The following is a 22237-nucleotide window of genomic DNA, read 5'->3' on the forward strand; positions in this document are numbered from 1 at the left end:
GAGAGGTTCCGACAATGGGGCACGAGAGCTTCCGGCCGGGCACCATGCACTTCCGCTGCGTGGGAGTCGGCGTGGGCCCGGCCAACCTCAGCCTGGCGTCCCTGCTGCACGGCAGGCCGGACGTACCCAATCTCTTCCTCGACCGCAAGGAGTCCTTCGGCTGGCACGACGGCCAGCAGATCCCCGGCAGCACCCTCCAGGTCTCCCAGTTCAAGGACCTGGTCAGCCTCGCCGACCCCGCCAACCCCTTCTCGTTCCTGTCGTACCTGCACGCCAAGGGACGCGTCTACCACTTCCTCAACGCCCAGTTCGACGACGTGCCCCGGCTGGAGTTCCGCAACTACCTGGCCTGGGCCAGCCGCCGCAACGAGAACGTCGTCTTCGGCGAGGCCGTCCGCGAGGTCGACTTCGACGACGGACTCGGCGTCTTCACGGTCCGCACCGACCGGCGCACCGTCACCGCCGACAACGTGGTGGCCGGCGTCGGCAGCCGCCCCTGGGTCCCGCCGCAGGGCGAACACCTGCTCGGCCCCACCCAGTTCCACGTCGCCGACTACGTCCACGCCGCGCGCGACGTCGGCGGCAAGCGGGTCGTCGTCATCGGCGGCGGCCAGTCCGGTGCCGAGGCCTTCCTCGACCTGATCTCCCGGGGCGGCTGGGAACTGCCCCGCCGGGTCTCGTGGATCTCCCGGCGGCAGAACTACTTCCCCATCGACGACTCGCCCTTCACCAACGACTACTACATGCCCAGCCATGCCGACTACTTCTACGGACTGCCCCGCGAGCGCCGCCAGTCGCTGAACTCCCGCAACGTCCTGACCAGCGACGGGATCTCCGAGTCCACCCTGCGCGAGATCTACCAGACCATCTACTGCCACCGGTTCGTCGAGGGCAACGAGGACCTGGTCGCCCTGCACCCGGGCCGCGAGGTCTTCGACGTCAGCCCCGGCCCCTTCGGCGGCTGGGAGGTCTGCGCCCGCCACACCGGCGAGCCCGAGTCCGTGGAGAAGTTCGAGGCCGACGTCATCGTCTGGGCCACCGGCTACCGGCCCGCCGCCATGGACTTCCTCGCCCCCCTCACCGCACGCCTGGAGCACGAGGGCGAGGAACTGCGCGTCGACGAGGACTACGCCGTCCGCTGGGACGGGCCCGCCGACCGCCGCGTCTTCGTACAGAACGGGGTCCGCGGCCAGCGCGGCCTCGCCGACCCCAACCTCAGCCTCAACGCCTGGCGCAGCCGGCGCATCGCCGACCGGCTGTGCGGAGTGCGCGGCGACGAGCAGCTCGCCTCCTTCATCGAATGGTCCTCGAAGGCCCCCCAGGAAGAACGGTGGACCGCCTGATGAACACGGACAGCACCCGCGCCTGCCGCACCCTCGCCACGGACCAGGCCGCCAACCCCATGACAGCCGCGGCCGGGACCGCCACCACCCCGGTGGCCGCCGCGGGTTCCATACCCGCCGCGGCCGCAACCGCCGCCGCCGTCCCGGTGCCCGTCGCGGCCGCAACCGCCGGCGACCCCACCGACCCCGCCGTCTACCGGACCGCCGCCGCCCGCAGCGGCGGCCCCGCCGGGGCCCGTACCGACGTCGCCGTCGTCGGCGCCGGCATCCTCGGCGTCCTCATCGCCCGCGAGATCCTCACCCGCGACCCCGCCGCCACCGTCACCGTCCTCGACCGCGACATGATCGGCTCCGGCGCCACCCGCCGCTCCGCCGGACTGCACTTCCCGCGCGGCGCCAACGACACCGTCCGCACCATGGCCGCCGAGAGCGAGCGCTTCTACGCCGACCTCCACACCGCCCGCCCCGACCTGCCCATCCACCCCCTCGGCATGACCGTCCTCGCACCGGAGGCCGCCGAGGACCGGCTCCGCGAGGTCTACCTCCCCGAGGCCAAGCTCCGCTGGACCACCGAACTCCCGCCCGCCGCAGCCGCGCTGCCGCGGGACTTCGGGGCCTGGGAGGGCGACGGCTGCCAGTACGCGGACGTCCACGGCCTCACCCAGCTCCTCGCAGCCGAGCTGCGCCCCGCGGTCTCCTTCCGCGAGGGCGTCGCCGTCGAGACCGTCGCCGCCGGCCCCGGCGGCGCCCGCCTCACCCTGACCGGCGGCGCCACCCTGACCGCCGGGCACGTGGTCATCGCCCCCGGGCCCTGGCTCGCCGAACCCGCCTGGCGGGAGCTGGTCGCCCCGCTCGGAGCCCGCGTCAAGAAGATCGTCGCCCTGCACGTGGAAGTGCCCCCGGCCCCCGGCGACCGGGCCCTCGTCCTGCACACCGAGGACGCCTTCCTGCTGCCCTTCCACCACCGCGGCCACTGGCTCTTCAGCTACACCTGCCAGGAGTGGGACGTCGACCCCGCCACCGTCGGCCCGGCCGTCACCGCCGGCCACCTGCGCGAAGCCCGCGCCCTGCTCACCCGCTACGCCCCGGCCCTGGCCGCGCACTGCCGGTCCGGGCGGGTGTTCTGCGACGCGTACGGGCCCGAGGGCACTCCGCTGGCCACCCGCCTCGACCCCTACGGCCGGCTCCTCTTCGCGGGCGCCGCCGGCGGCTCCGGCTACCGGCTGGCCCCGGCCCTCGCCGCCCGGGCCGCCGACCTGATCCCCTCCCTCCCGTCCCCGCGAAAGGCCACGACATGATCATCGCGAGTTATGACGCCGACGTCCTGGAGCAGGCGTTCGGCATCGACATGAGCGGCGTGGAGGGCCTGGGCACCGGCGCCGGCTGGGGCCGCGTGGCCCCCGGCGGCGCCACCGACGGCCACCACCACGACGAGACCGAGCTGTTCGTCATCGTCTCCGGCCGCGGCGAGTTCGTCGTCGACGGCGAACGCCACCCCGCCGCCCCCGGCACCGTCGTCCTCTTCGAACCCTTCGAGTCGCACGTCTTGGAGAACACCGCGGGCGACGGCGGCGACCTCGTCTTCTTCACCCAGTACTGGCGCGACGCCGAACGGGCCATGGCCTCCGCCGCCGCCCCCGCCCGCGAGGGCTTCGCAGGCCGCCCCGTCTTCGTCTTCTCCACCCCGCCCACCCCCAACGGCGACCTCCACCTCGGCCACCTCTGCGGCCCCTACCTCGGCGCCGACGCCTTCACCCGCTTCCAGCGCATGAACGGCGCCGAGGCCTACCACCTCACCGGCAGCGACGACTACCAGAGCTACGTGGTCGGCGCCGCCCGCGCCGACGGCCGCACCCCCGCCGAGACCGCCGCCCACTACAGCGCCGAGATCGCCGAAACCCTGCGGCTGATGGACATACCCGTCGACCAGTACACCGTCACCGACCAGGACCCCGGCTACCGCGAGGGCCTGAAGGACTTCTTCACCAAGGTCGCCGCCTCCGGCGGGGTGTCCGTCGCCGAGCACGACGCCCTCTTCGACGCCGGCACCGGCGACTACCTCTACGAGGCCGACGTCAAGGGCGGCTGCCCCGGCTGCGGCAACGACACCTCCGGCAACATCTGCGAGGAGTGCGGCGAGCCCAACACCGTCGCCGACCTCGCCGAGCCCCGCTCCGCCGACCGGGCGGCACCGGTGCGCGGCACCTCCGCCCGCTGGACCCTGCCCCTGCACACCTTCTCCGGCGAGGTCCGCGACCACCACGGGCGGGGCCGCGTGCCGGCCCGGCTGCGCGAGCTGGCCGACCGGCTCTTCGCCCGCCCGAGCCTCGACATCCCGATCACCCACCCCTCCGGCTGGGGCGTCGAACCGCGCGAGAGCGACACCGACGGCCAGGTCATCTGGGTCTGGCCCGAGATGAGCTACGGGTTCCTGCACGGCATCCAGTCACTCGGCAGCCGCCTCGGCCGCCCCTGGCAGGCCGCCGCCCCCGCCCCCGACTGGAAGATCGTCCACTTCTTCGGCTACGACAACAGCTTCTACCACTCGGTCCTCTACCCCGTCCTCTACCGGCTCGCCTTCCCCGGCTGGACCCCCGACATCGACTACCACGTCAACGAGTTCTACCTGCTGGACGGCGAGAAGTTCTCCACCAGCCGCCGGCACGCCATCTGGGGCAAGGACATCCTCACCCCCGACACCGTCGACGCCGTCCGCTGGTTCCTCGCCGCCACCCGCCCCGAAGGCCTGCGCACCGACTTCCGGCGCGCCGCCTACGAGGCCGCCCTCACCGACACCCTCATCGGCACCTGGCAGCAGTGGCTCACCGACCTCGGCGCCCGCACCGCCAAGCACCACGGCGGACGCGCCCCCGACGCCGGGAACTGGACCCCCGAGCACACCGCCTTCCTGGCCCGGCTCGGCACCCGCCTCGGCGCCGTCACCGCAGCCCTCGGCAAGGACGCCTTCTCCCTCAACCAGGCCGCCGCCGAACTCGACGGGATCGTCCGCGACGCCGTCCGCTTCGCCCGCGCCGAGAGCCTCCTCACCGACACCCCCGGCTGGGAGGACGAGAACCGCACCGCCGTCGCCCTCGAACTCGCCGCCGCCCGCCTCCTCGCGCACGCCGCCGCCCCCGTCATGCCCGGCTTCGCCGCCCGCCTCGCCGCCGCCCTCGGGCAGGACGCCCCGGGCACGTGGCCGCGTACCGTCGAACTCCTCGCACCCGGCACCGCGATCGCCCTCGCCGACGCCGTCTTCTTCCGGCCCGCACCCGACGCCGGCGGCACACCCGACGCCGACCCCGTCCTCACGCCCTGGCTCACCCGGATCGCCCGCACCGCCCTGCGCCTCGGCGAGGACGAGCAGATCGCCCACCGCACCCTCACCCAGCTCGCGGCCGGCTCCCTCCAGGCCGTCACCGTCCAGTACCAGATCCTCGACGCACTCGACGTCGACCTCTCCATGGACGAACTCCTGCACGGCGGCACCCTCGCCGAACTCGCCGCCGTCATCGCCGAACGCGCCGAGCCCGCCGCCGTCGCCGCCCTGACCTCGGGGGAGGCCCGATGAACACCCGCCAGATCCTGCGCGAGATAGCCGAGCGCGGACTGTCCGTCGCCCTCGCCGACGGCGACCTGCGCCTCCAGGGCAACCGCGAACGGATGGACGCCGAGTTCATCTCCCGCGTCAAGGCCGCCAAGCCCGCCCTCGTCGCCCACCTCGCCCGCGAGGCCGAACACGGCCCCGGCTTCCCCCTCACCCCCCTCCAGCGCAGCTACTACCTGGGCCGCAGCGGAGTCTTCGAGATCGGCGACGTCTCCAGCCACGTCTTCCACGAGATCGAGGGCGACTGGGACCTCGACCGGCTGCAGAGCTCCCTCGACACCGTCGTCGCCGCCCACAGCGCCCTGCGCTCCCGCTTCCTCTCCGACGAACGCCAGGCCACCGAGCACGGCGACGCCGCCTCCCCGCGCATCGGCGTCCTCGACCTGCGCGCCCACAGCCCCCGCCAGCAGGAACTGATCCGCACCGAACTGCGCGAGATGCGCTCCCACCAGGTGCTGCCCGCCGACCAGGCCCCGCTGCTCACCGTCGACGCCACCATCCTCGACGACGACAAGACGGTCCTCCACGTCGGCCACGACGGGCTCGTCATGGACGGGATCAGCATGTTCCTGTTCTTCCGCGCCTGGTGGCACGCCTACCAGAACCCCACCGCCGAGGTACACGAGGAACTCCCCTACGAGGACTACCTCGCCGCCCTGGAGGCCGCCCGCGACCGGGCCCCCGCCCGCCGCTCCCGCGAGTACTGGACGGCACGCGCCGACGACCTCGCCCCCCACCCCGACCTGCCGCTGCGCACCAGCCCCGCCGCCCTGTCCGGCACCCGCTTCACCCAGCGCGAGGTCCGCCTCGACCGCGCCGCCTGGACCGCCCTGAAGGAACGCGCCGCCGGCCAGGGCCTGACCCCCTCCGCGCTGCTCCTCGCCGCGTACGCCGAGACCCTCGCCACCTGGGGCGCCGGCGAGCGCTTCACCCTCACCACCACCGTCGCCAACCGGCCGCCCGTCCACCCGCGGGTCTTCGAGGCCATCGGCCAGTTCTCCGACACCCTCCTCGTCGAGGCCGAGATCGACCGCTCGCTGCCCTTCGCCGCCCGCGCCCAGGCCCTCCAGACGCGCCTGCACACCGACATCGACCACCGGCACTTCTCCGGCATCGAGGTCCTCAAGGAACTGGCCCGCCGGCGCGGCGGCATCGCCGGCGCCCGCATGCCGTTCACCTTCAACAGCGCCATCGGACACGTCAGCAGCGAGGTCGACGGCTCCGCGCTGGAACTCTTCGGCAAGGAGGTCTTCTCCGTCAGCCAGACCCCCCAGGTGTGGCTCAACGCCTTCGCGATGGAGCAGCACGGCGAACTCGTCGTCCAGCTCGACGGCATCGACGAACTGTTCTGCGAAGGCCTCCTCGACGACCTCGCCCACGGCTACGACACGCTGCTGCGCACCCTCGCCGACGAGGACGCCTGGCAGCGCCACGCCTTCGACCTGCTGCCGCCTGCCCAGCGCGAGCGCCGCGCCGCCGCCAACGACACCGCCGTCCCGCGGCCCGAGGAGATGCTCGGCGACGCCATCGTCGCCCAGGCCGCCCGCACCCCCGCCGCCCCCGCCGTCCTCACCGCCGACCGCACCGTCAGCTACGGCGAACTCCTGCACCGCGCCGCCACCGCCGCCACCTGGCTGCGCGAACAGGGCGTCGGCCGCGGCGAACTCGTCGGCCTCGTCATGCGGCGCGGACCCGAACAGATCGTCGGCATCCTCGCCACCGTCCTCGCCGGAGCCGCCTACCTGCCCGTGGACGCCGGCCTGCCCGCCGCCCGGCAGGAGTACATGCTCGCCGACGGGCAGGTGCGCTGCGTCCTGACCAACACCGGCTGGACCTCCACCGGCTCCATGGCCGCCTTCGACCTCACCCGGCCCTGCTCCGGCCGCGCCGAACTCCCCGACCGGCTCCCCGGATCCAGCCCCGACGACCTCGCGTACGTCCTCTACACCTCCGGCACCACCGGCGCCCCCAAGGGCGTCATGGTCACCCACCGCAACGTCGCCAACGTCGTCGCCGACTGCCAGGACCGCTTCGGGATCACCCCCGAGGACCGGTTCATGGCCGTCAGCGCCTTCAACTTCGACCTGTCCGTGTGGGACGTCTTCGGCGCACTGTCGGCCGGCGCGGCCCTGGTCATGCCCGACCACGACCGGGCCGTCGACCCCGCCCACTGGCTGGAGCTGTGCTGGCTCTACCAGGTCAGCGTCTGGAACTCCGTCCCCGCCATCGTCGGCCTGCTCCACGGACAGGCCCGCGCCGACGGCGACGTACCGCCCGGCCTGCGGCTCGTCATGATGAGCGGCGACCGGCTCCCGCCCGCCCTGCCCGCGCAGCTGCGCGAGATGATGCCCGGCCTGGAGGTCGTCTCCCTCGGCGGCCCCACCGAGACCACCATCTGGAACATCCTGCACCCCGTCGGCGAGGACGAGGACGGCACCGAGTCCATCCCGTACGGCCGGCCCAACGCCAACAACCGCGCCTACGTCCTGGACCGCGACGGCCTCGACGCCCCCGACTGGGTCACCGGCGAGATCAACGCCGCCGGCACCGGACTGGCCCGCGGCTACTGGGGCGACGAACAGCGCACCGCCGAGCGGTTCCACGAGGACCCCGAGCGCGGCGAACGCATGTACCGCACCGGCGACCTCGGCCGCTACCTGCCCGACGGCAACATCCAGATCCTCGGCCGCACCGACTTCCAGATCAAGATCAACGGCTACCGGATCGAAGCCGGCGAGGTCGAGACCCGCCTCGCCGCCCTCGCCGAGGTCTCCCGCGCCGTCGTCGCCGCCCAGGGCAACCGGCTCATCGCCCACCTCGTCCCCTCCGCCGGCCACCGCCCGACCCTGACCGAGATCCGCCAGGCCCTGCGCGCCGACCTGCCGGACTACATGCTCCCGGCGGCCGTCCTCTGGCACGAGGAGCTCCCGCTCACCAGGAACGGCAAGGTGGACCGTACGCGGCTGGCCGTGCTCGGCGCCGAGGACGGCGCCGCGCGGGAGAGCGGCGGCAACGCCCCCGCCACCCAGGCCGAGAAGATCCTCTGCGACATCTGGTCCACCGTCCTGCGCCGCCCCGACATCGGCGCCCTCGACACCCTCGCCTCCCTCGGCGGCGACTCCATCGCGGCCGCCCGCATCCTGACCGCCGCCCGCAAGCGCTTCGGGGTCACCATCACCCTCGACCAGTTCTCCGAGATGGACACCGTCCGCGCCATGGCCGCCGCCCTCATGCCGGCAGGTGACCGATGACCCCCCAGGGGCGCGGGGAACCGCGCGACCAGCCACAGCCGGCCCGCAGCCGACACACCACCGTGCCCGACACGATCCGGCGCATCGTCTCCGAACAGCCCGCCGGCGGCCACCTCCACGTAGCCCGCCTGGAAGGCACCCGCACCGTCCCCCTGCGCGAGCTCCACGCACGCTCCGGCCGCCTCGCCCGCCACCTGCGCGAGCGCCACGGCATCGGCCGGGGCGACCGCATCGGCATCCTCGCCGCCAACAGCCTCGAATGGGTCCTGCTCGACCTCGCCGCCCTGCGCCTCGGCGCGCAGACCGCCGGCCTGGAACCCGGCAAGTTCACCCCGTCCACCGAACTCATCGACCGCTACGGCCTCCACCTGCTCTGCACCGACCAGGACGCCGACGGCGTCCCCGACACGATCCCCATGGCCGGTCTGTGGGAGCTGACCGGCGGCGACGGCCCCGGCACCCCGCTGCCGCCCGTCACCTGGAGCTCCGAGGACGTCACCACCATCAAGTTCACCTCCGGCAGCACCGGGATCCCCAAGGGCCTCGGCGCCACCGCCGGGAGCATCGACAGCTCCCTCCAGGCCGTCCAGGAGATCTTCGAACACACCCCGGAGGACCACCTCTTCGTCTTCCTGCCCCTCTCCCTCCTCCAGCAGCGCTACTGGGTGTACTCCGCCCTCCTCCACGGCCACGACGTCACCATCACCACCTACGAAGCCGCCTTCGCCACCCTGCGCCGCGTCCGCCCCACCGTCGTCATGGGCGTACCGGCCTTCTACGAGAGCGCCCGCCGCCAGATCGGGGCCCGGCTGCGCCGCACCCCCGGCCGCACCCCCGCCGAGGTCGCCCGGACCCTGTTCGGGGACCGGATCCGCTACCTGTGGACCGGCTCCGCACCCGCCTCGCCCGCCGTACTGGGCTTCTTCAACGACACCGCCGGCCTGCCGCTCTACGAGGGCTACGGACTCAACGAGACCTGCATCGTCACCAAGAACCACCCCGGCGCCCACCGCGAGGGCAGCGTCGGACGGGCCGTACGCGGCAAGGAGGTGCTGATCGGCGACGACGGCGTCATCAGCGTCCGCAGCACCCATCCCGTCAACAACCACTACGCGTACGCCCGCCCCGGCGACTCCGAGAAGGTCTTCTCACCCGACGGGACCGTCCGCACCGGCGACCTCGGCCACCTCGACGAGGACGGCTTCCTCTTCGTGCACGGCCGTGCCGACGACGTCATCGTCCTCGACAACGGCAAGAAGGTCATCGTCCGCCCCATCGAGGAACTCATGCGGGCCGACCCGGCGATCGCCGAATGCGTCCTGTTCAGCCCCACCCAGACCGACCTCGTCGCCGTCGTCTCCCCGGCCGCCCTGCCCGCCGACCGCCGGGCCATCGCCGCCCGCCTCGCAGCCGTCAACGCCGCCACCACCCCCGACGAGCGGATCAGCCGCGTCGTCGTCGCCGATCCGCCGTTCAGCATCGAAGGCGGCCTGCTGACCTCCCAGTACAAGCCGAAGCGCCCCGACATCCGGGCCGCCTACCACTCACCGCTGCACACCCAGGAGGCCGGAATCCATGCCTGACACGACCGACACCCACGCGGCGATCGAGGCCGCCGCCCGCGACCAGCTCTCCCTCGTCCTGGTCCCCGAGGTCGAACCCGAGGCGATGGACCCCGACGCCGACATGGTCTCCGCCTACGGACTGACCTCCCTCAACAAGGTCCTCTTCCTCACCGAGGTCTGCGAGGAGACCGGCGTCGACCTCGCCCACTTCACCGAACACGACCTCGCCGACATGAAGACCCTGCGCGACGTCACCGAAGCCCTCGCCCGCCACCACCACGCCACCACCACCGGAGTCTGAACCATGAGCGCCCTGAGCTGGACCGAGCAGACCGCCGCCGTCCTGGAGAACGACCGGGTCCGCCTCACCCCCGTCACCGAGGCCGACCGCGAGGGCGTCCGGGCGGTGGCCATGGACCCCGACATCTGGCGCTACTTCGTCGCCGCCGTCGACACCGACGCCGACTTCGAGGCCTTCTTCGACGCCAACCTCGCCGACCACGCCGCCGGCCGCCGCGCCGTCTGGACCATCACCGACAAGGACAGCGGCCGCATCGCCGGCAGCATGAGCTTCGGCAACATGGCCGAGGCGGACCGGCGCCTGGAGATCGGCTGGTCCTGGCTCGGCCGCGACTTCCGCGGCCGCGGCGTCAACCACTGGGCCAAGGCCCTCCTGCTGGAGCACGCCTTCGAGGTACTGGGCGCCGAACGCGCCGAGTTCAAGACCGACGTGCTCAACACCCAGGCCCGCCGCGGCCTCGCCAACATCGGCGCCACCGAGGAAGGCGTCCTGCGCAGCTTCAACTACATGCCCGGCGGCCGCCGCCGCGACGCCGTCTTCTACAGCGTCCTGCGCTCCGAATGGCCCGCCGTCCGCGCCCTCCTCGCGCACGGTCCCAAGAAGGCCGTACCGGCATGAGCGAGGAGACCGCCGACCCCGGCGTCACCCACATACGGGCGTCCGGCACCCCCTGGGAGATCGGCCGCGCCCACGGCGCGGCCCTGGCCGCCCCCCTGCGGGCCTTCCTCGACGACGGCCTCGCCCGCCTGGGCCACCTCGTCGACCGGCCCCTGACCCTGCCCGCCCTGCTGCCCTCGATCGCCGCCCACCGGGACACGGTCGAGGCGGCCCTGCCCGACCTCGCCGAGGAAGTGGCCGGCCTCGCCGACGGGGCCCGGATCAGCGAGGACGAGGCCTGGCTGCTCCAGCTGCGCCGCGAACTGACCGGGTACTCCAAGGTCCGGACCGGCGGCGACTGCACCACGTACGCCCGCACCGGCCCCGGCGGCCCGCCCGTCCTCGCCCAGACCGTCGACCTCAGCGGCAACCTCGACACCCACATCGCCGTCCTGGAGACCGCCCGCGCCGGCGCCGCCCGGCGCTCCCTCGTGCTCAGCTTCGCCGGACTCCTCGGCTACCTCGGCGTCAACAGCGACGGCCTCGCCGTCGGAATCAACCTGGTCCTCGGCGGCACCTGGCGCCCCGGCGTCCCCCCGTACCTGGCCGTCCGCCACCTCCTCGACACGGCCGCCACCGCCGAACAGGCCGTCAAGGTCCTCGCCGACCTGCCGCTGTCCAGCTCCCGCTCCCTCATGCTCTGCGACCACGAGCGGGTCCTGTACGCCGAACACCTCGACGGCGACCTGCGCGTCGCCGAGGCCGCCCCCGGCGCCCTCGCCCACACCAACCACTACCTCCACCCGGACTTCGCCCCCGCCGACGAGCTGAACGTCTTCGCCCGCAACTCCTCGCGCCGCCGCCTCGCCGCCGCCCGCGAAGGGATCGCCGCCCTCCCCGGCGACGCGGGCGCCGAGGACCACTTCGCGCTGCTCGCACGGCCCCCCGTACGCGTCCCCGACCGGGGCGACATCCGCGCCGAACGCACGGTCGCCGCGGCCGTCGTGTTCCCGGCGGCCGGGCGGCTCCACCTCCGGCCGGGCGACCCCGCGGGCTCCCGCACGAGGGTGTTCACCCTGTAGCCCCAGGGCCAGGGATGTGTCCGAGAAAGGAGAATGATGGACGCATGGCTGGTCGACCTCGACCAGGTCGCCCCCACCGACATCACCGCGCGCTATCCCGAGGGCCTCACCAAGGACGAACTGCGGCGCGGCGCCGAGTTCGTCCACGCGCGTGCGGCCCACCGCTTCTACCGCGCCCGGCTCACCGTCCGCCGCCTGCTGGCCGAACGCCTCGGCCTCGACGCGCACGACCTGCGCATCCACTACGACCCCGCCGGCAAGCCCTACCTGCCCGACCAGCCGGGCACCCACGTCAGCTGGTCCCGCTCCGACGGCCTGCTCCTGCTCGGCGCCACCGAGACCGGACCCATCGGGGTGGACGTCGAGCTGGTCCGCCCGGCCTCCAGCAGCCTCGACGTGCTCACCTTCATCTACCCGGGGGTCCCGGACGGGGTCGGCCCCGAGACCTTCTTCCACGCCTGGACCCTGCTGGAGGCCGCGGTCAAGGCCACCGGGCGCGGCCTGACCGACGGTGCCCGCGAAGTCGACCTGGCCTTCGGCCCGGACGGCTCCGTCGGCCTGCGCGGCATCACCGGCCACGGCGCCCTGCCCTGGCACGGCCACACCGCGCTCCAGCCGACCCGGCAGGACTGCCCGTGGGCGATGACCGCCTTCGTCTCCCGCGAACTGCCCCCGGTCACCGTCCTGACCTGGCCGGACGGGGCCACGGCCGCCACCGTGGCCCCCTCGGGGCTCACTCCGCGCTGACCACCGGCGAACCGTCGGGGGCGATCGCCGAGAAGCCGGCGTACGGAACCAGCGCGGGCGGCACGGCCACCGAGCCGTCCGCGCGCTGGTACTGCTCCAGGACCGCCACGAGCGTCCGGCCCACCGGCAGCGCCGAACCGTTCAGCGTCGCCGCGAACCGCTTGCGCCCGTCCCGGTCGCGGACCTTGATGCCGGCCCGGCGCCCCTGGAAGTCCCCGCAGTCGGAGCACGAGGAGATCTCCCGGTACGTGCCCTGCCCCGGCAGCCACACCTCGATGTCGTAGGTGCGCCGGGCAGCGAACCCGAGGTCCCCGGCCCGCAGTTCCACCACGCGGTGCGCCAGCCCCAGCCGCTGGAGCGCCGTCTCCGCGTGCCCGGTCAGCAGCTCCAGCTCCGCCGCCGAGTCCTCCGGCCGGCAGATCCGCACCAGCTCCACCTTCTCGAACTGGTGCAGCCGCACCAGCCCCCGCGTGTCCCGGCCGTACGAGCCGGCCTCCGCCCGGTAGCAGGGCGTGAACGCGGTCAGCGCCAGCGGCAGTTCGCCCTCCCGCAGGGTCTCCCCCCGGTACAGGTTCACCAGCGGCACCTCCGCCGTCGGGATCAGCAGCAGGTCCCGGTCGGCGGCGTTCGTCAGGAACAGGTCGTCCTCGAACTTCGGCAGCTGCCCGGTCCCCGTCATCGTCTCCCGGGTCACCAGGTGCGGCACCCCGTGCTCGGTGTACCCGTGCTCGGTGGTGTGCAGGTCCAGCAGGAACGCGGCCAGGGCCCGCTCCAGCCGGGCCCCCGCCCCCCGGGTCACGGCGAACCGGGACCCCGACAGCCTGGCGGCGCGCACCTGGTCCAGGATCCCCAGCCGGGTCCCGATGTCCACGTGGTCGCGCGGGGTGAACTCGAACCCGGGGACCTCCCCCCAGGTCCGGCGCACCACCGGCGGGTCCTGCTCGGTCCCGTCGGGCACGTCCGGGTACGGCCGGCTGGGCACGGCCAGCAGCAGCGCGCCGAGCCCCTCCTCCGCCGCCCGGAGCTCCTCCGACACCGACCGCAGGCGCTCCTTGGCCTCCGCCGCCCGGGCCCGCGCCGCGTCGTCGGGCCGGACCCTCTCCCGGGCGGAGCGGTTCTGCTCGGCCCGCAGCTTGTCCCGCTCGGCGATGAGCCGGGCGCGCTGTTCGGTCAGGTCGCGCAGGGCGGCCCGGTCCAGGGTGTGTCCGCGGCGGGCCAGATCGGCCCCGGCCGCCTCCTGGAGCAGGCTGTGCGGGTCGTGCATGACGGCTCCTCAGTCCTCGTCGGTGACGTGCGCGGTGGCGATGGCCCGGTACCGGTCCGGCCGGCGGGCGCGCAGCCGCCAGGCGTGGCCGAGCCCGCCCAGGGTGGCGCCCGCCATCAGCCAGGGGATCCGGTTCACCCAGGGCGAGGTGCTCCCGGTGACCAGGGCGAAGTTGTCCAGCAGCAGCCAGAGCGCCCCCACCAGCCCGGCCAGGGCCAGTACGGGAGCCAGCCGGGTCCGCCACCAGTGCGCCTCGGGGTGCCGGCGGAAGAAGACCAGCACCGCCACGGCCACCGCCGCCTGGAGGGCGACGATCCCGACCGTGCCCAGCGCCAGCATCGTGGTGGCCAGGTTGGTGTACGGATGCGCCCCCGCGAGCGCGAACACGGCGCACACGGCGGCCGTGGCCGCCGACAGCACCACGCTCGCCCGGTGCGGGGAGCCGTGCCGGGGGTGCACCCGGGCCAGCGGGCCGGGCAGCACCCGTTCCCGGCCCAGGACGAACAGGTACCGGTTCGCCGCGGTGTGCAGCCCGAGCAGCGCCCCGAACAGGCTGGTGCACAGCAGCACCTGCATCACGCTCGTCGCGAAGGTGCCCAGGTAGTCGTCCGACAGGTGGAAGAACAGGTCGCCCAGCTCCTTCCCGGCGGTGTCCGCGACCCGGTCCGCGCCGACCGCCCCGACCGCCGCCCAGCTGATCACCGCGAAGAAGACGGTGATCAGCACGACGGAGGCGTACGTGGCGACGGGCACGCTGCGCTTCGGGTCGCGGCTCTCCTCGCCGTACAGCGCGGCCGCCTCGAAGCCCACGTACGAGATCAGCGCGAACATCAGCGCCACCCCGAGCCCCGGGGCCAGGACCGTGTCCGGCCGGAACGCCTCGGCGGGCAGGGTGTCCGTCCCGTGCCGCACCCCGATGGCCAGCGCCAGCAGCCCCAGCACCGCCACCTCGGCGACCATCAGCACCGCCAGCAGCCGGGCGCTCAGGTCGATCCGCCGGTAGCCCATCACCGCCGTCAGGGCCAGCGCCCCGCCCGTCCACACCGGCCACGGCACCGGCAGGCCGTGCGCGGCGGAGACCAGTTCGGCGAAGTACCCGAAGGCCCCCGCCACCCCGGCGACGGCCGCCGTGTACGCGAGGACGGCCGTCAGTCCGGCGGCGACGGCCGGCGGCCGCCCGAGCCCCTGCCCGATGTACGTGTAGAAGCCGCCCGCGCCCACCACGTGCCGGCTCATCGCCGCGTACCCGACGGAGAAGCACAGCAGGATCAGCCCGGCCAGGGCGAAGGTCGCGGGCACCCCCGCGCCGTTGCCGATGGCGTAGGCGAGGGGCACCGAGCCCACCACCCCGGACATCGGGGCCGCCGCCGCGACCACCAGGAAGACGATCCGGGGGGTGGTCAGCGTCCGGCGGAGCCCCGGCGCGGCGGCGGGGGCCCGTGCGTCCCCTGTGACGGGGATCGTGGAGGTCACCGGATCACCTCGGGTGGTTGCGGATGATGTCGACGGCCTCCGGGACGCCCATGTACGGCAGCCGCACCTCGGCCATGTCGTCCGTCCACTGCTCGGCGAGGTCGTAGCGCTGCTTGGGCGTGGTCTCCAGCAGCCGGCAGCCCGGGAACACCTCGTAGTCCTTCAGCAGTTCGGAGTGCGCGAACATGCCCTGCTGGAACAGTTCCTCGCGCTCCAGCACGAACTCCTCCGACGGCAGCTCGTCCCACAGCCGCCGGCCGCGCCGGATCAGCTCGATCAGCCGCGGCCGGTACGAGGGGTTGCGCGCCAGGTGCTCGCGGACGATCGAGCTGCCCACGGTCAGGTGGCGGATCTCGTCGATGGACGCGCCGCGCGCGATCTCCGCGGCCGCCGGGTCCAGCAGGGTCCACTTGCGCTCGCTGAGCTCGGCGGCGGGCGCCAGCACCCCCTCGATGACGATCGTGAACACCGCGACCGCGCCGATGAAGTCGCCCTCGTCGCGCACCACGCCCGTGGCGAACTCGGCGATCGGGTTCAGCACCCGGCGGGTGTAGTCGGCGCCCTGCTCCTCGATGAACCCGAGCAGCCCCGCCGCGGGCACCCCGAGCTCCACCAGGTGCTTGCGGAAGATCATCGCGTGCCGGGCCTCGTCGACCACCTGGGTGGTGAAGAACTCCTGCTCCACGACCCCGGGCGCGCCGATCACGTAGTGCGAGAGCACGTCCACCGCCCGGGACTCGGCCAGCGACCGGTTGCCCAGCTCCAGCACGAGCGCCTGCCGCAGCGGCCCGTCCTCCTGCATGTGCGCCGGCGTCTGCGCGGCGTGCCCGGCCTCGGCCCGCCCGCGCAGGGTCCCCTGCGCCACGGCCGACAGCCAGTACCCCAGATCGCACTCCTCGGCGGTCAGGGTCATCTCCTGCGCCCCGTCGAGCAGGTTGGGCGCGCGGTCCCAGTCGGCCTCGACGGGGATCTGCGAAGCGGTGTTCATGACGCGACCTCACTGGGGGAAGCGGGAACGGAGACGGAAGCGGCGGGGGTGACGCAGGCGCTGTGCATGCGGCCGGCGAAGCTGAGCATCGGGGAATCGACGGTGTGGGAGCCGCCCGTGACCTCGGCGAGGAGCATGTCGTGGTCCCCGACCTGGTGCCAGCCCAGCACCCGGCACGCCATGTGGGCGAGGCTCCCGCCGATCAGCGGGGCGCCGGTGAGCGGGTCGGTGGTCCAGTCGAAGCCGTCGAACTGGGCGTCGCCGAGCGGGCGGGAGGGGTTGGCGAAGCGGCGGGCCACGTCCTGCTGCGCCGCGCCGAGCACGTTCACCGAGAAGCGGCCCGCCCGGCGGACCATCCCCGCGAAGGTGGAGGTGGGCCGCAGGCACGCGCCCAGCACCAGCGGGTCCCGCGACAGGGTGACCACGGCGCTGGCGGTGGTGCCGTGCCGGACGCCGTCGCGGCTGACGGTCAGCACCGTCACGCTCGACGCCAGCCGGCGCAGCGCCAGCCGGGCCGCGTCCGGGTCCTCGTACCCCTCGGCGGACACCGACGGGGAGCGGTCCGTCAGCCAGGCCGGGTAGCGGCTCACCGGTGCGCCCCGACGGCCGGGGCCGCGCCGGTCGCGGCGATCGTGGCGGGGTGCTCCCCGTACGGCAGCGGGACCGGGCCGCCGGTCGCCGAGCGGCGCTTCAGCATGGCCGTCAGCTGGTGCACCAGCGGAGTGTCCTCCGGCTCGAAGGGCAGCCCGAACGGCTTCAGGAAGTTCCCGAAGACGCCCCGGTCGCCGAAGACGTGGAACGGCAGCGCCAGCAGCGCCCACTCCGGCCCGATCAGCCACATCCACAGCAGGCCCACGGCGGCCACGCTGAGCAGGCTGTGCATCGAGTTGTAGAGCACGTAGTACGCCTTGTGGATCCGCCCGTCCTCGCTGCGCCGGTAGGCGATCGCGCCCGGGATGTAGCCGAGCAGGTCGATGTACAGGAACAGGCCGATCGCCGCGAACCAGTTGATGTCCGTGAAGTGCCACAGGATGAACCCGATCGTCACGGCGAACGCGACCAGGTACTCCAGGCGGTGCAGGTTGAAGGTGACCGGTGACTCCACCGGGTTCTTGATGTCCATGAGGGGTCGTCCTTCCGACGTGCGGGCGGGCGGCGGGCCGGGGCTGCGTGATGCTTTGCGGGGTCAGGACAGCCGCAGCGGACCGCCGGCGAACCAGCCGGCCAGTTCCGCGGCGACGCTCGCGCGCGACGGCGGGTGGAAGGCCAGGGCGCGCACCGCCGAGGACAGGTACGACACGTCGGCGGAGCGGATGAAGGCCATCCCGCCGAGCATCTCCACGGCCTGGTCGACGGTCCGCGCCAGCAGGTCCTGCGTCGCGTAGCGGGCGGTGAGCACCGCCGCGACCGCCTCGTCGCCCTCCGTGCCGTCCTCCAGGGACCGGGCCGCGCCCTCCACCAGCGCCACCGCCGCCTCCAGCCGCACCGCGAGCTGCGCGCGCTCCGGCGCACTGCCGCGGCCGCCGTCCAGCACCTGGGCGACCAGCGCGGAGGCGGCCCCCACGTACGAGGAGGTGGCGAGCAGCTCGAACCAGGTGAACCCGGCCGTCTGGAGGTCGTCGAGCCGTTCGGCGTCCTCGGGGGTGCTGTGGATGACCAGGTCCTGCGGCACCTCCACGTCGGTCAGCCGGACCTCGTCGCTCTGCGAGGCGGCCAGCACCGGCGTCGCCCAGAACGGCCGGGTCTCGATCCCGGGGGAGGAGGCGGGGATCAGCATCAGCGCCAGCGAGGAGCGCCCGTCGTCCTGCGCCACCATCACACTGGCCGTCAGCACGTCCATCGAACGCGACAGGCTGCACGGCTTCTTCGAGCCGTTGACCAGGTAGCCGCCGCCCGGGGCCCGGTCGGCCACGACCGCCGGCGCCAGGATGTTCTGGTCGGTACGCCCCTCCGCCCAGCCGGACGCCAGCAGCAGCCCGTCCGAGGCCACCGCCGACATCAGCTTCAGCTGGGCGGGGGTGAGCCGGTCCGCGACCTCCGCCAGCCGGAACAGCATCGCCACCGTGAAGTGGTGCATCACCGTGGCCACGCCCAGGGAGGGCGAGGCGGCGGCGACCGCCCGCTGCACCCGCACCGCCTGGAGCGCGGAGGCGGCCGCGCCGCCGTACGCGGCCGGTACGAGCAGCCCGGGACCGCCGTGCTTGCGGTACAGCTCCAGCACAGGGCTGTCCGCGCCCTCCCGGGCCATGAGCGGCAGCTCTTCGAGTGCGTCGAGAAGGCCTGCGTGGAATTGCTCGCAGACCCCGCGCGCTGTCGTCAGGGAACGCATCGCCGTGTTCTCCTCGGGCTGTCTCGGAATTCCGTTCCGGACCGGCGGGTATTCCCCGTGATCCGAAAGTCAATATGCGGTGAGAAGTCTTTCACTCGCCATCTGACTGAGGCCTGACACCCATCTGACCAGCGATTTCAACTGACCCACCGCTGACCGGCAGCTGACCGGAAGGCCGTTCGGGGGTTGTGGTGCATGGCCTCGCGTGCCATAAGTGAGGAAGTTGTCGGCGCGAGAATGGATCTGAAATGACCGGAACGGTTCTGGATACGGATGTCGCGCTCGACGCCATCCGGCAGTACGCGGACGCGGGAAATCCCAGCGCGTATTTCGCCTTCAGTGACGGGAACAGCCACTTCCGGCTCCCGGGCGTCCCCGGGGTGATCGTCTACCGCCCCGTCGGCCGCTACCTGGTCCAGTTCGGCGGCCCGTTCGCCCCCTTCGCCCCCGCCGGACCGGACGGCCCCCGGGCCCGGCTGCTGGCGGGCTTCACCGCCTTCGCCGCCGGGCAGGGCCGCGAGGTCGTGTCCGTCCAGCTCCAGGGCGCGGACGCCGACGTCTACGTCGACCAGGGCTTCACCGTGAACCAGATGGGCGCCTCGTACGCCGTCGACCTGGAGACCTTCACCCTGGCCGGCACCAGGTTCATGCAGCTGCGCAACAAGATCTCCCGCGCCCTGCGCAGCGGCCTGGAGATCAAGGAGGTCGAGTACGACGCCTACGCCGAGCGGATCGCGGCACTCGACACCGCCTGGCTCTCCACCAAGGGCGAGGGCGTCAAGCCCCTCGAATTCCTCGTCGGCCAGACCGGCGGCCGCTACCAGCACCTGCGCCGCCTCTTCGCCGCCGTCCGCGACGGCGAGCTGATCGGCTACGTCTCGTACGCCCCCGTCTACGGTCCGCAGGCCGGCTGGATGCACGACCTGAGCCGCCGGCGTCCGGACTCCCCGCCCGGGGTGATGGAGGCCCTCAACAAGGCGGCGATCGACGTGTTCACGGCCGAGGGCACCCGCTGGCTGCACTTCGGCTTCACGCCCTTCACCTCGCTGACGGCCCCGCAGTTCCCGGGCCACAGCCTCGGCTTCCACTGGTTCATGGAGCACCTCTGGGAGCACGGCGCGCACATCTACCCGGCGCGCACGCAGCTGGAGTACAAGCAGAAGTGGGCGCCCTCCGCCGTGCTGCCGGAGTACATCGCCTTCCAGCACGGCGCGAGCCTGCCCGGGCTGGTCCACGTCTTCCGCGCCTGCAACGCGGTCTGAGAGGGAGGTCGTACGTGATGCCGTCCGACGAGATCGAGACCCAGGGCCTGCTGGTCGTGGAACGCTTCCAGGCCTGCGCGGCCGCCCCCGACGACCTGGAGGCCGCCCGCCTCTGCGACGCGGACCTCGCCCGCCTGGACGAACTGCTGCGCGCGGCGGAGGAGTAGGGGTTTTCGCGCGGGCCCCGCCGGCACGGCCGGCGGGGCCCTTTCGCGCGCACGCGGAAGGGGCGGCGGGGAGAGTTGCTCCCCGCCGCCCGGTCGGTGTCAGCGCAGCGCCGGGCGGGTGCGCAGCAGCGTGCCGGCCGGGCCGCGGACCAGCATCGGACGCCTGCGCAGGGCCGGCTCGGGGCCGGCGGACCGGGACACGTGGGCGACCAGCAGGTCCTGCACCACCGGCCCGGCCGGGCCCGCCGCCAGCTCGTGGCGCTCGCGCGTGACCGTACGCCGGTCGAACAGCAGCCCCTGCCCCGGGACCGGGGCCGCCTCCAGCAGGGGCGTGGTCCGCCCGGCGCCGAACAGCCGCGCCCGGCCCGCCCCGGCCCCGGCCCGCCCCACCACCGCCACCAGGCCGAACCCGCCGTCGCCAGCGCCCGGCGGCCCCGGCAGCCGCACCGGGACCGAGGTCCCGGCCGGCGCCACGGTCCGGACCCGGTGCAGCTCGATCAGCCAGTCCGCGTGGACGTCCAGCCACGGCCCGCCCAGGGCCCGCCGCAGCAGCGCCGCCATCCCCGCCTCCAGCCGCCGGTCCGCCCCGTCGTACGGAACGTCGTACGGCACCTCGTACGAGGGGACCGGCAGGAAGAGCCAGTCGTCGTCCGCCGTCCAGGACATCCGCAGCCGCACGACCCGGTACGCGGGCTCGGCGAAAGCGGCCACGACCGCCCCGGGGACGGGGTCCAGCCCGACGAGCGCGAAGCCGTGCTCCCGCGGTGACACGGCGGCTCAGCCCGCGGCGACCGGGGTGCGCTCCGCGAGCGCGCCCTCGGCGCCGGGCCGCGCCAGCTCCAGGCGCTCGTCGAGGTGGCGGGCGGAGGAGTTGGCGCGCCACAGCGCCCCGCGGGCGATGCCCCGGCGCATGTGGGCGGAGTCGGCGCTCGGGATGACCACGTTGTGGAACCAGCCCGCCGCGTGCTGGGAGTCGATGGTGATGTGCAGCCGGTGGTAGGTGATCCCGACCTCCGGCAGGCCGAGGCGCTCCCAGGCCCGTACGACGTTGCGGAACCGGTCGGGCGCCAGCCACTCCGTCATCCCGAGGAAGCCGACCGCCTCCGGGTACAGGTGCCGGTAGCGGCACAGCAGCACCGCGAGGTTCCCCGAGTGCAGGTCGGTGGTGGTCATGGCGGCTTCCAGGTCCTCGGCGCGGACGTCGAAGACCTCGTAGATCTTGTTGAAGAGGTGGGTGTGCACCGCCTCCGGGTCGCCGTTGCCCATCTCGTCCCAGTAGTTGCCGGCGATCTCCATCTTGCTGGCGCCGACCGTGCCGATCTGCATCATCGCGAGGAAGTCGTCGAAGCGGCCGTCGATCAGCGACTCCTGGATGACGTACGTGCGCAGGTCCTCGCTGCGCGCCTCGCGGTTGATGAAGTCGGTGTAGTACGGGTGCTTGAAGGCGCGGTGCTTGCGGACGATGCCCTTGAGCCAGGACAGGAACTGCTTGGGATCGGTGGGCGCCGACTCCAGCAGGCCGGGCTCCAGGTGGGCGTCCTCGGCCTGGAGGGTGGCGTTCTCCAGCAGCCGGGTGACCTCGTGCAGCAGCACCGAGCCCTCGGCGCTGGGGCGGTCGGGTATCTGCATCACCGTCTGGTAGATGCGCGACAGCAGGAGCTGCTGGTGGTAGTGGGCGTCCTCGCGGCCGGGGCCGGCGACGGCGGCGGCGTTCATGTCGGTGACGGCCTCGACGATGCGGGAGCGTTCGCCCGTGAACTTGGCGTCGATCTCGTCGGCGTCCACGGTCAGCCAGGACGAGACCTCCTCCACGAGCGCGGCGGCGTCGGTCCTGCGGATCGCGGGCATGTTGGGGTGGTCGCTGGTGGGCAACTGCGTCTCCATGTCTCTCGGGGTCCCTCGGGAAGACGACGCCGTGTTCGGGGTCGCGCCGGGTTGAGGCCGGTTGAGGCCGGTTGAGGAAGAGGAAGGACATACGTCTTCGTCACGCGGACCCGCGGGCGGACGGGCGTGATGACGCGCTCGCTCCGCGGGGCCGGGGACGAGACGGGCGCGGAAGGGGCCCTGCCGTGTCCGTACGCACGGGCCCCCCATGCCAAAGCACGCGCATCCCTCGTCGTCGTATCGGGATGCGCGTGCCTGGGATGAGCACCTGCGGAGAGGGCAGGATTCGAACCTGCGTGGGCAGAGCCCGTCCGGCGAAGAGCCGGACCCCATTCGGCCGCTTTGGGTACCTCTCCAACGGCCTTTCTCTGCCATCA

19 protein-coding genes and 1 tRNA gene are annotated in these 22237 nt (G+C 73.4%); 11 read left to right on the forward strand and 9 right to left on the reverse strand.

All coding sequences use genetic code 11. The features are described from left to right. The first annotated feature begins 14 nt into the window (after nucleotides 1–14). From ACZ7IF_RS32640 to ACZ7IF_RS32680, 9 genes are read left to right on the forward strand one after another with little or no spacing between them, the layout of a single operon-like run. Entirely contained in the window at nucleotides 15–1343 is a 1329-nt protein-coding gene (locus tag ACZ7IF_RS32640; protein ID WP_470978960.1) for a lysine N(6)-hydroxylase/L-ornithine N(5)-oxygenase family protein, read from the forward strand. After that, nucleotides 1343–2641, forward strand: coding sequence for an NAD(P)/FAD-dependent oxidoreductase (locus tag ACZ7IF_RS32645; RefSeq protein WP_470978963.1), 1299 nt, complete (start codon nucleotides 1343–1345; stop codon nucleotides 2639–2641). Before ACZ7IF_RS32640 ends, ACZ7IF_RS32645 begins: the two co-directional genes overlap by 1 nt. Beyond that, nucleotides 2638–4914: a class I tRNA ligase family protein gene (locus ACZ7IF_RS32650; protein WP_470978966.1), complete on the forward strand. Its 2277-nt coding sequence runs from the start codon at nucleotides 2638–2640 to the stop codon at nucleotides 4912–4914. The genes ACZ7IF_RS32645 and ACZ7IF_RS32650 overlap by 4 nt, the downstream gene beginning before the upstream one ends. Next, entirely contained in the window at nucleotides 4911–8201 is a 3291-nt protein-coding gene (locus tag ACZ7IF_RS32655) for a non-ribosomal peptide synthetase (RefSeq protein ID WP_470978969.1), read from the forward strand. Before ACZ7IF_RS32650 ends, ACZ7IF_RS32655 begins: the two co-directional genes overlap by 4 nt. Next, the gene (locus tag ACZ7IF_RS32660; RefSeq protein WP_470978972.1) at nucleotides 8198–9784 is read left to right on the forward strand and encodes an AMP-binding protein; all 1587 of its coding nucleotides are present in this window, start codon (nucleotides 8198–8200) and stop codon (nucleotides 9782–9784) included. Before ACZ7IF_RS32655 ends, ACZ7IF_RS32660 begins: the two co-directional genes overlap by 4 nt. Next, nucleotides 9777–10067, forward strand: a complete 291-nt coding sequence (locus tag ACZ7IF_RS32665) for an acyl carrier protein (protein ID WP_470978975.1) — start codon at nucleotides 9777–9779, stop codon at nucleotides 10065–10067. Before ACZ7IF_RS32660 ends, ACZ7IF_RS32665 begins: the two co-directional genes overlap by 8 nt. A gap of 3 nt (nucleotides 10068–10070) precedes the next feature. Continuing rightward, entirely contained in the window at nucleotides 10071–10685 is a 615-nt protein-coding gene (locus ACZ7IF_RS32670; protein ID WP_470978977.1) for a GNAT family N-acetyltransferase, read from the forward strand. Further along, nucleotides 10682–11746, forward strand: a complete 1065-nt coding sequence (locus ACZ7IF_RS32675) for a C45 family autoproteolytic acyltransferase/hydolase (protein ID WP_470978980.1) — start codon at nucleotides 10682–10684, stop codon at nucleotides 11744–11746. Before ACZ7IF_RS32670 ends, ACZ7IF_RS32675 begins: the two co-directional genes overlap by 4 nt. Nucleotides 11747–11782: 36 nt before the next feature. Beyond that, nucleotides 11783–12493, forward strand: coding sequence for a 4'-phosphopantetheinyl transferase family protein (locus ACZ7IF_RS32680; RefSeq protein WP_470978983.1), 711 nt, complete (start codon nucleotides 11783–11785; stop codon nucleotides 12491–12493). Here ACZ7IF_RS32680 and serS read toward each other — a convergent pair. The 6 genes from serS to ACZ7IF_RS32710 form a co-directional block, all read right to left on the reverse strand. Next, entirely contained in the window at nucleotides 12480–13757 is a 1278-nt protein-coding gene (serS, locus tag ACZ7IF_RS32685) for a serine--tRNA ligase (RefSeq protein ID WP_470978986.1), read from the reverse strand. The genes ACZ7IF_RS32680 and serS overlap by 14 nt on opposite strands. A gap of 9 nt (nucleotides 13758–13766) precedes the next feature. Beyond that, on the reverse strand, nucleotides 13767–15230 hold the full coding sequence (locus tag ACZ7IF_RS32690; RefSeq protein WP_470978989.1) for an APC family permease: 1464 nt from the start codon (nucleotides 15228–15230) through the stop codon (nucleotides 13767–13769). A gap of 4 nt (nucleotides 15231–15234) precedes the next feature. Beyond that, nucleotides 15235–16218, reverse strand: a complete 984-nt coding sequence (locus ACZ7IF_RS32695; protein WP_470978992.1) for a ferritin family protein — start codon at nucleotides 16216–16218, stop codon at nucleotides 15235–15237. After that, complete coding sequence (locus ACZ7IF_RS32700) at nucleotides 16215–16808, reverse strand: flavin reductase family protein (protein WP_470978995.1); 594 nt, start codon at nucleotides 16806–16808, stop codon at nucleotides 16215–16217. Before ACZ7IF_RS32700 ends, ACZ7IF_RS32695 begins: the two co-directional genes overlap by 4 nt. Further along, complete coding sequence (locus tag ACZ7IF_RS32705) at nucleotides 16805–17341, reverse strand: hypothetical protein (RefSeq protein ID WP_470978998.1); 537 nt, start codon at nucleotides 17339–17341, stop codon at nucleotides 16805–16807. The genes ACZ7IF_RS32700 and ACZ7IF_RS32705 overlap by 4 nt, the downstream gene beginning before the upstream one ends. A 63-nt stretch (nucleotides 17342–17404) precedes the next feature. Further along, nucleotides 17405–18547 (reverse strand): acyl-CoA dehydrogenase family protein, encoded by a 1143-nt coding sequence (locus ACZ7IF_RS32710; RefSeq protein WP_470979000.1) that lies wholly within the window; start codon nucleotides 18545–18547, stop codon nucleotides 17405–17407. 248 nt (nucleotides 18548–18795) lie between these two features. On the opposite strand from ACZ7IF_RS32710, the gene ACZ7IF_RS32715 reads away from it, so the two are divergent. Together ACZ7IF_RS32715 and ACZ7IF_RS32720 are read left to right on the forward strand one after the other, a co-directional pair. Beyond that, nucleotides 18796–19809, forward strand: coding sequence for a bifunctional lysylphosphatidylglycerol flippase/synthetase MprF (locus tag ACZ7IF_RS32715; protein ID WP_470979003.1), 1014 nt, complete (start codon nucleotides 18796–18798; stop codon nucleotides 19807–19809). 17 nt (nucleotides 19810–19826) lie between these two features. Next, complete coding sequence (locus ACZ7IF_RS32720) at nucleotides 19827–19976, forward strand: hypothetical protein (RefSeq protein ID WP_470979006.1); 150 nt, start codon at nucleotides 19827–19829, stop codon at nucleotides 19974–19976. 99 nt (nucleotides 19977–20075) lie between these two features. Here ACZ7IF_RS32720 and ACZ7IF_RS32725 read toward each other — a convergent pair whose 3' ends face one another. The 3 genes from ACZ7IF_RS32725 to ACZ7IF_RS32735 all read right to left on the reverse strand — a co-directional run bounded on the left by ACZ7IF_RS32725 (nucleotide 20076) and on the right by ACZ7IF_RS32735 (nucleotide 22216). Beyond that, entirely contained in the window at nucleotides 20076–20747 is a 672-nt protein-coding gene (locus tag ACZ7IF_RS32725) for a hypothetical protein (protein WP_470979009.1), read from the reverse strand. 6 nt (nucleotides 20748–20753) lie between these two features. Beyond that, the gene (locus tag ACZ7IF_RS32730) at nucleotides 20754–21860 is read right to left on the reverse strand and encodes an iron-containing redox enzyme family protein (protein WP_470979012.1); all 1107 of its coding nucleotides are present in this window, start codon (nucleotides 21858–21860) and stop codon (nucleotides 20754–20756) included. Between the two features lie 271 nt (nucleotides 21861–22131). Then, nucleotides 22132–22216: transfer RNA gene (locus ACZ7IF_RS32735), tRNA-Lys, on the reverse strand. Nucleotides 22217–22237 lie beyond the last annotated feature (21 nt).

The organism is Streptomyces sp. NPDC037421, from assembly GCF_055602105.1.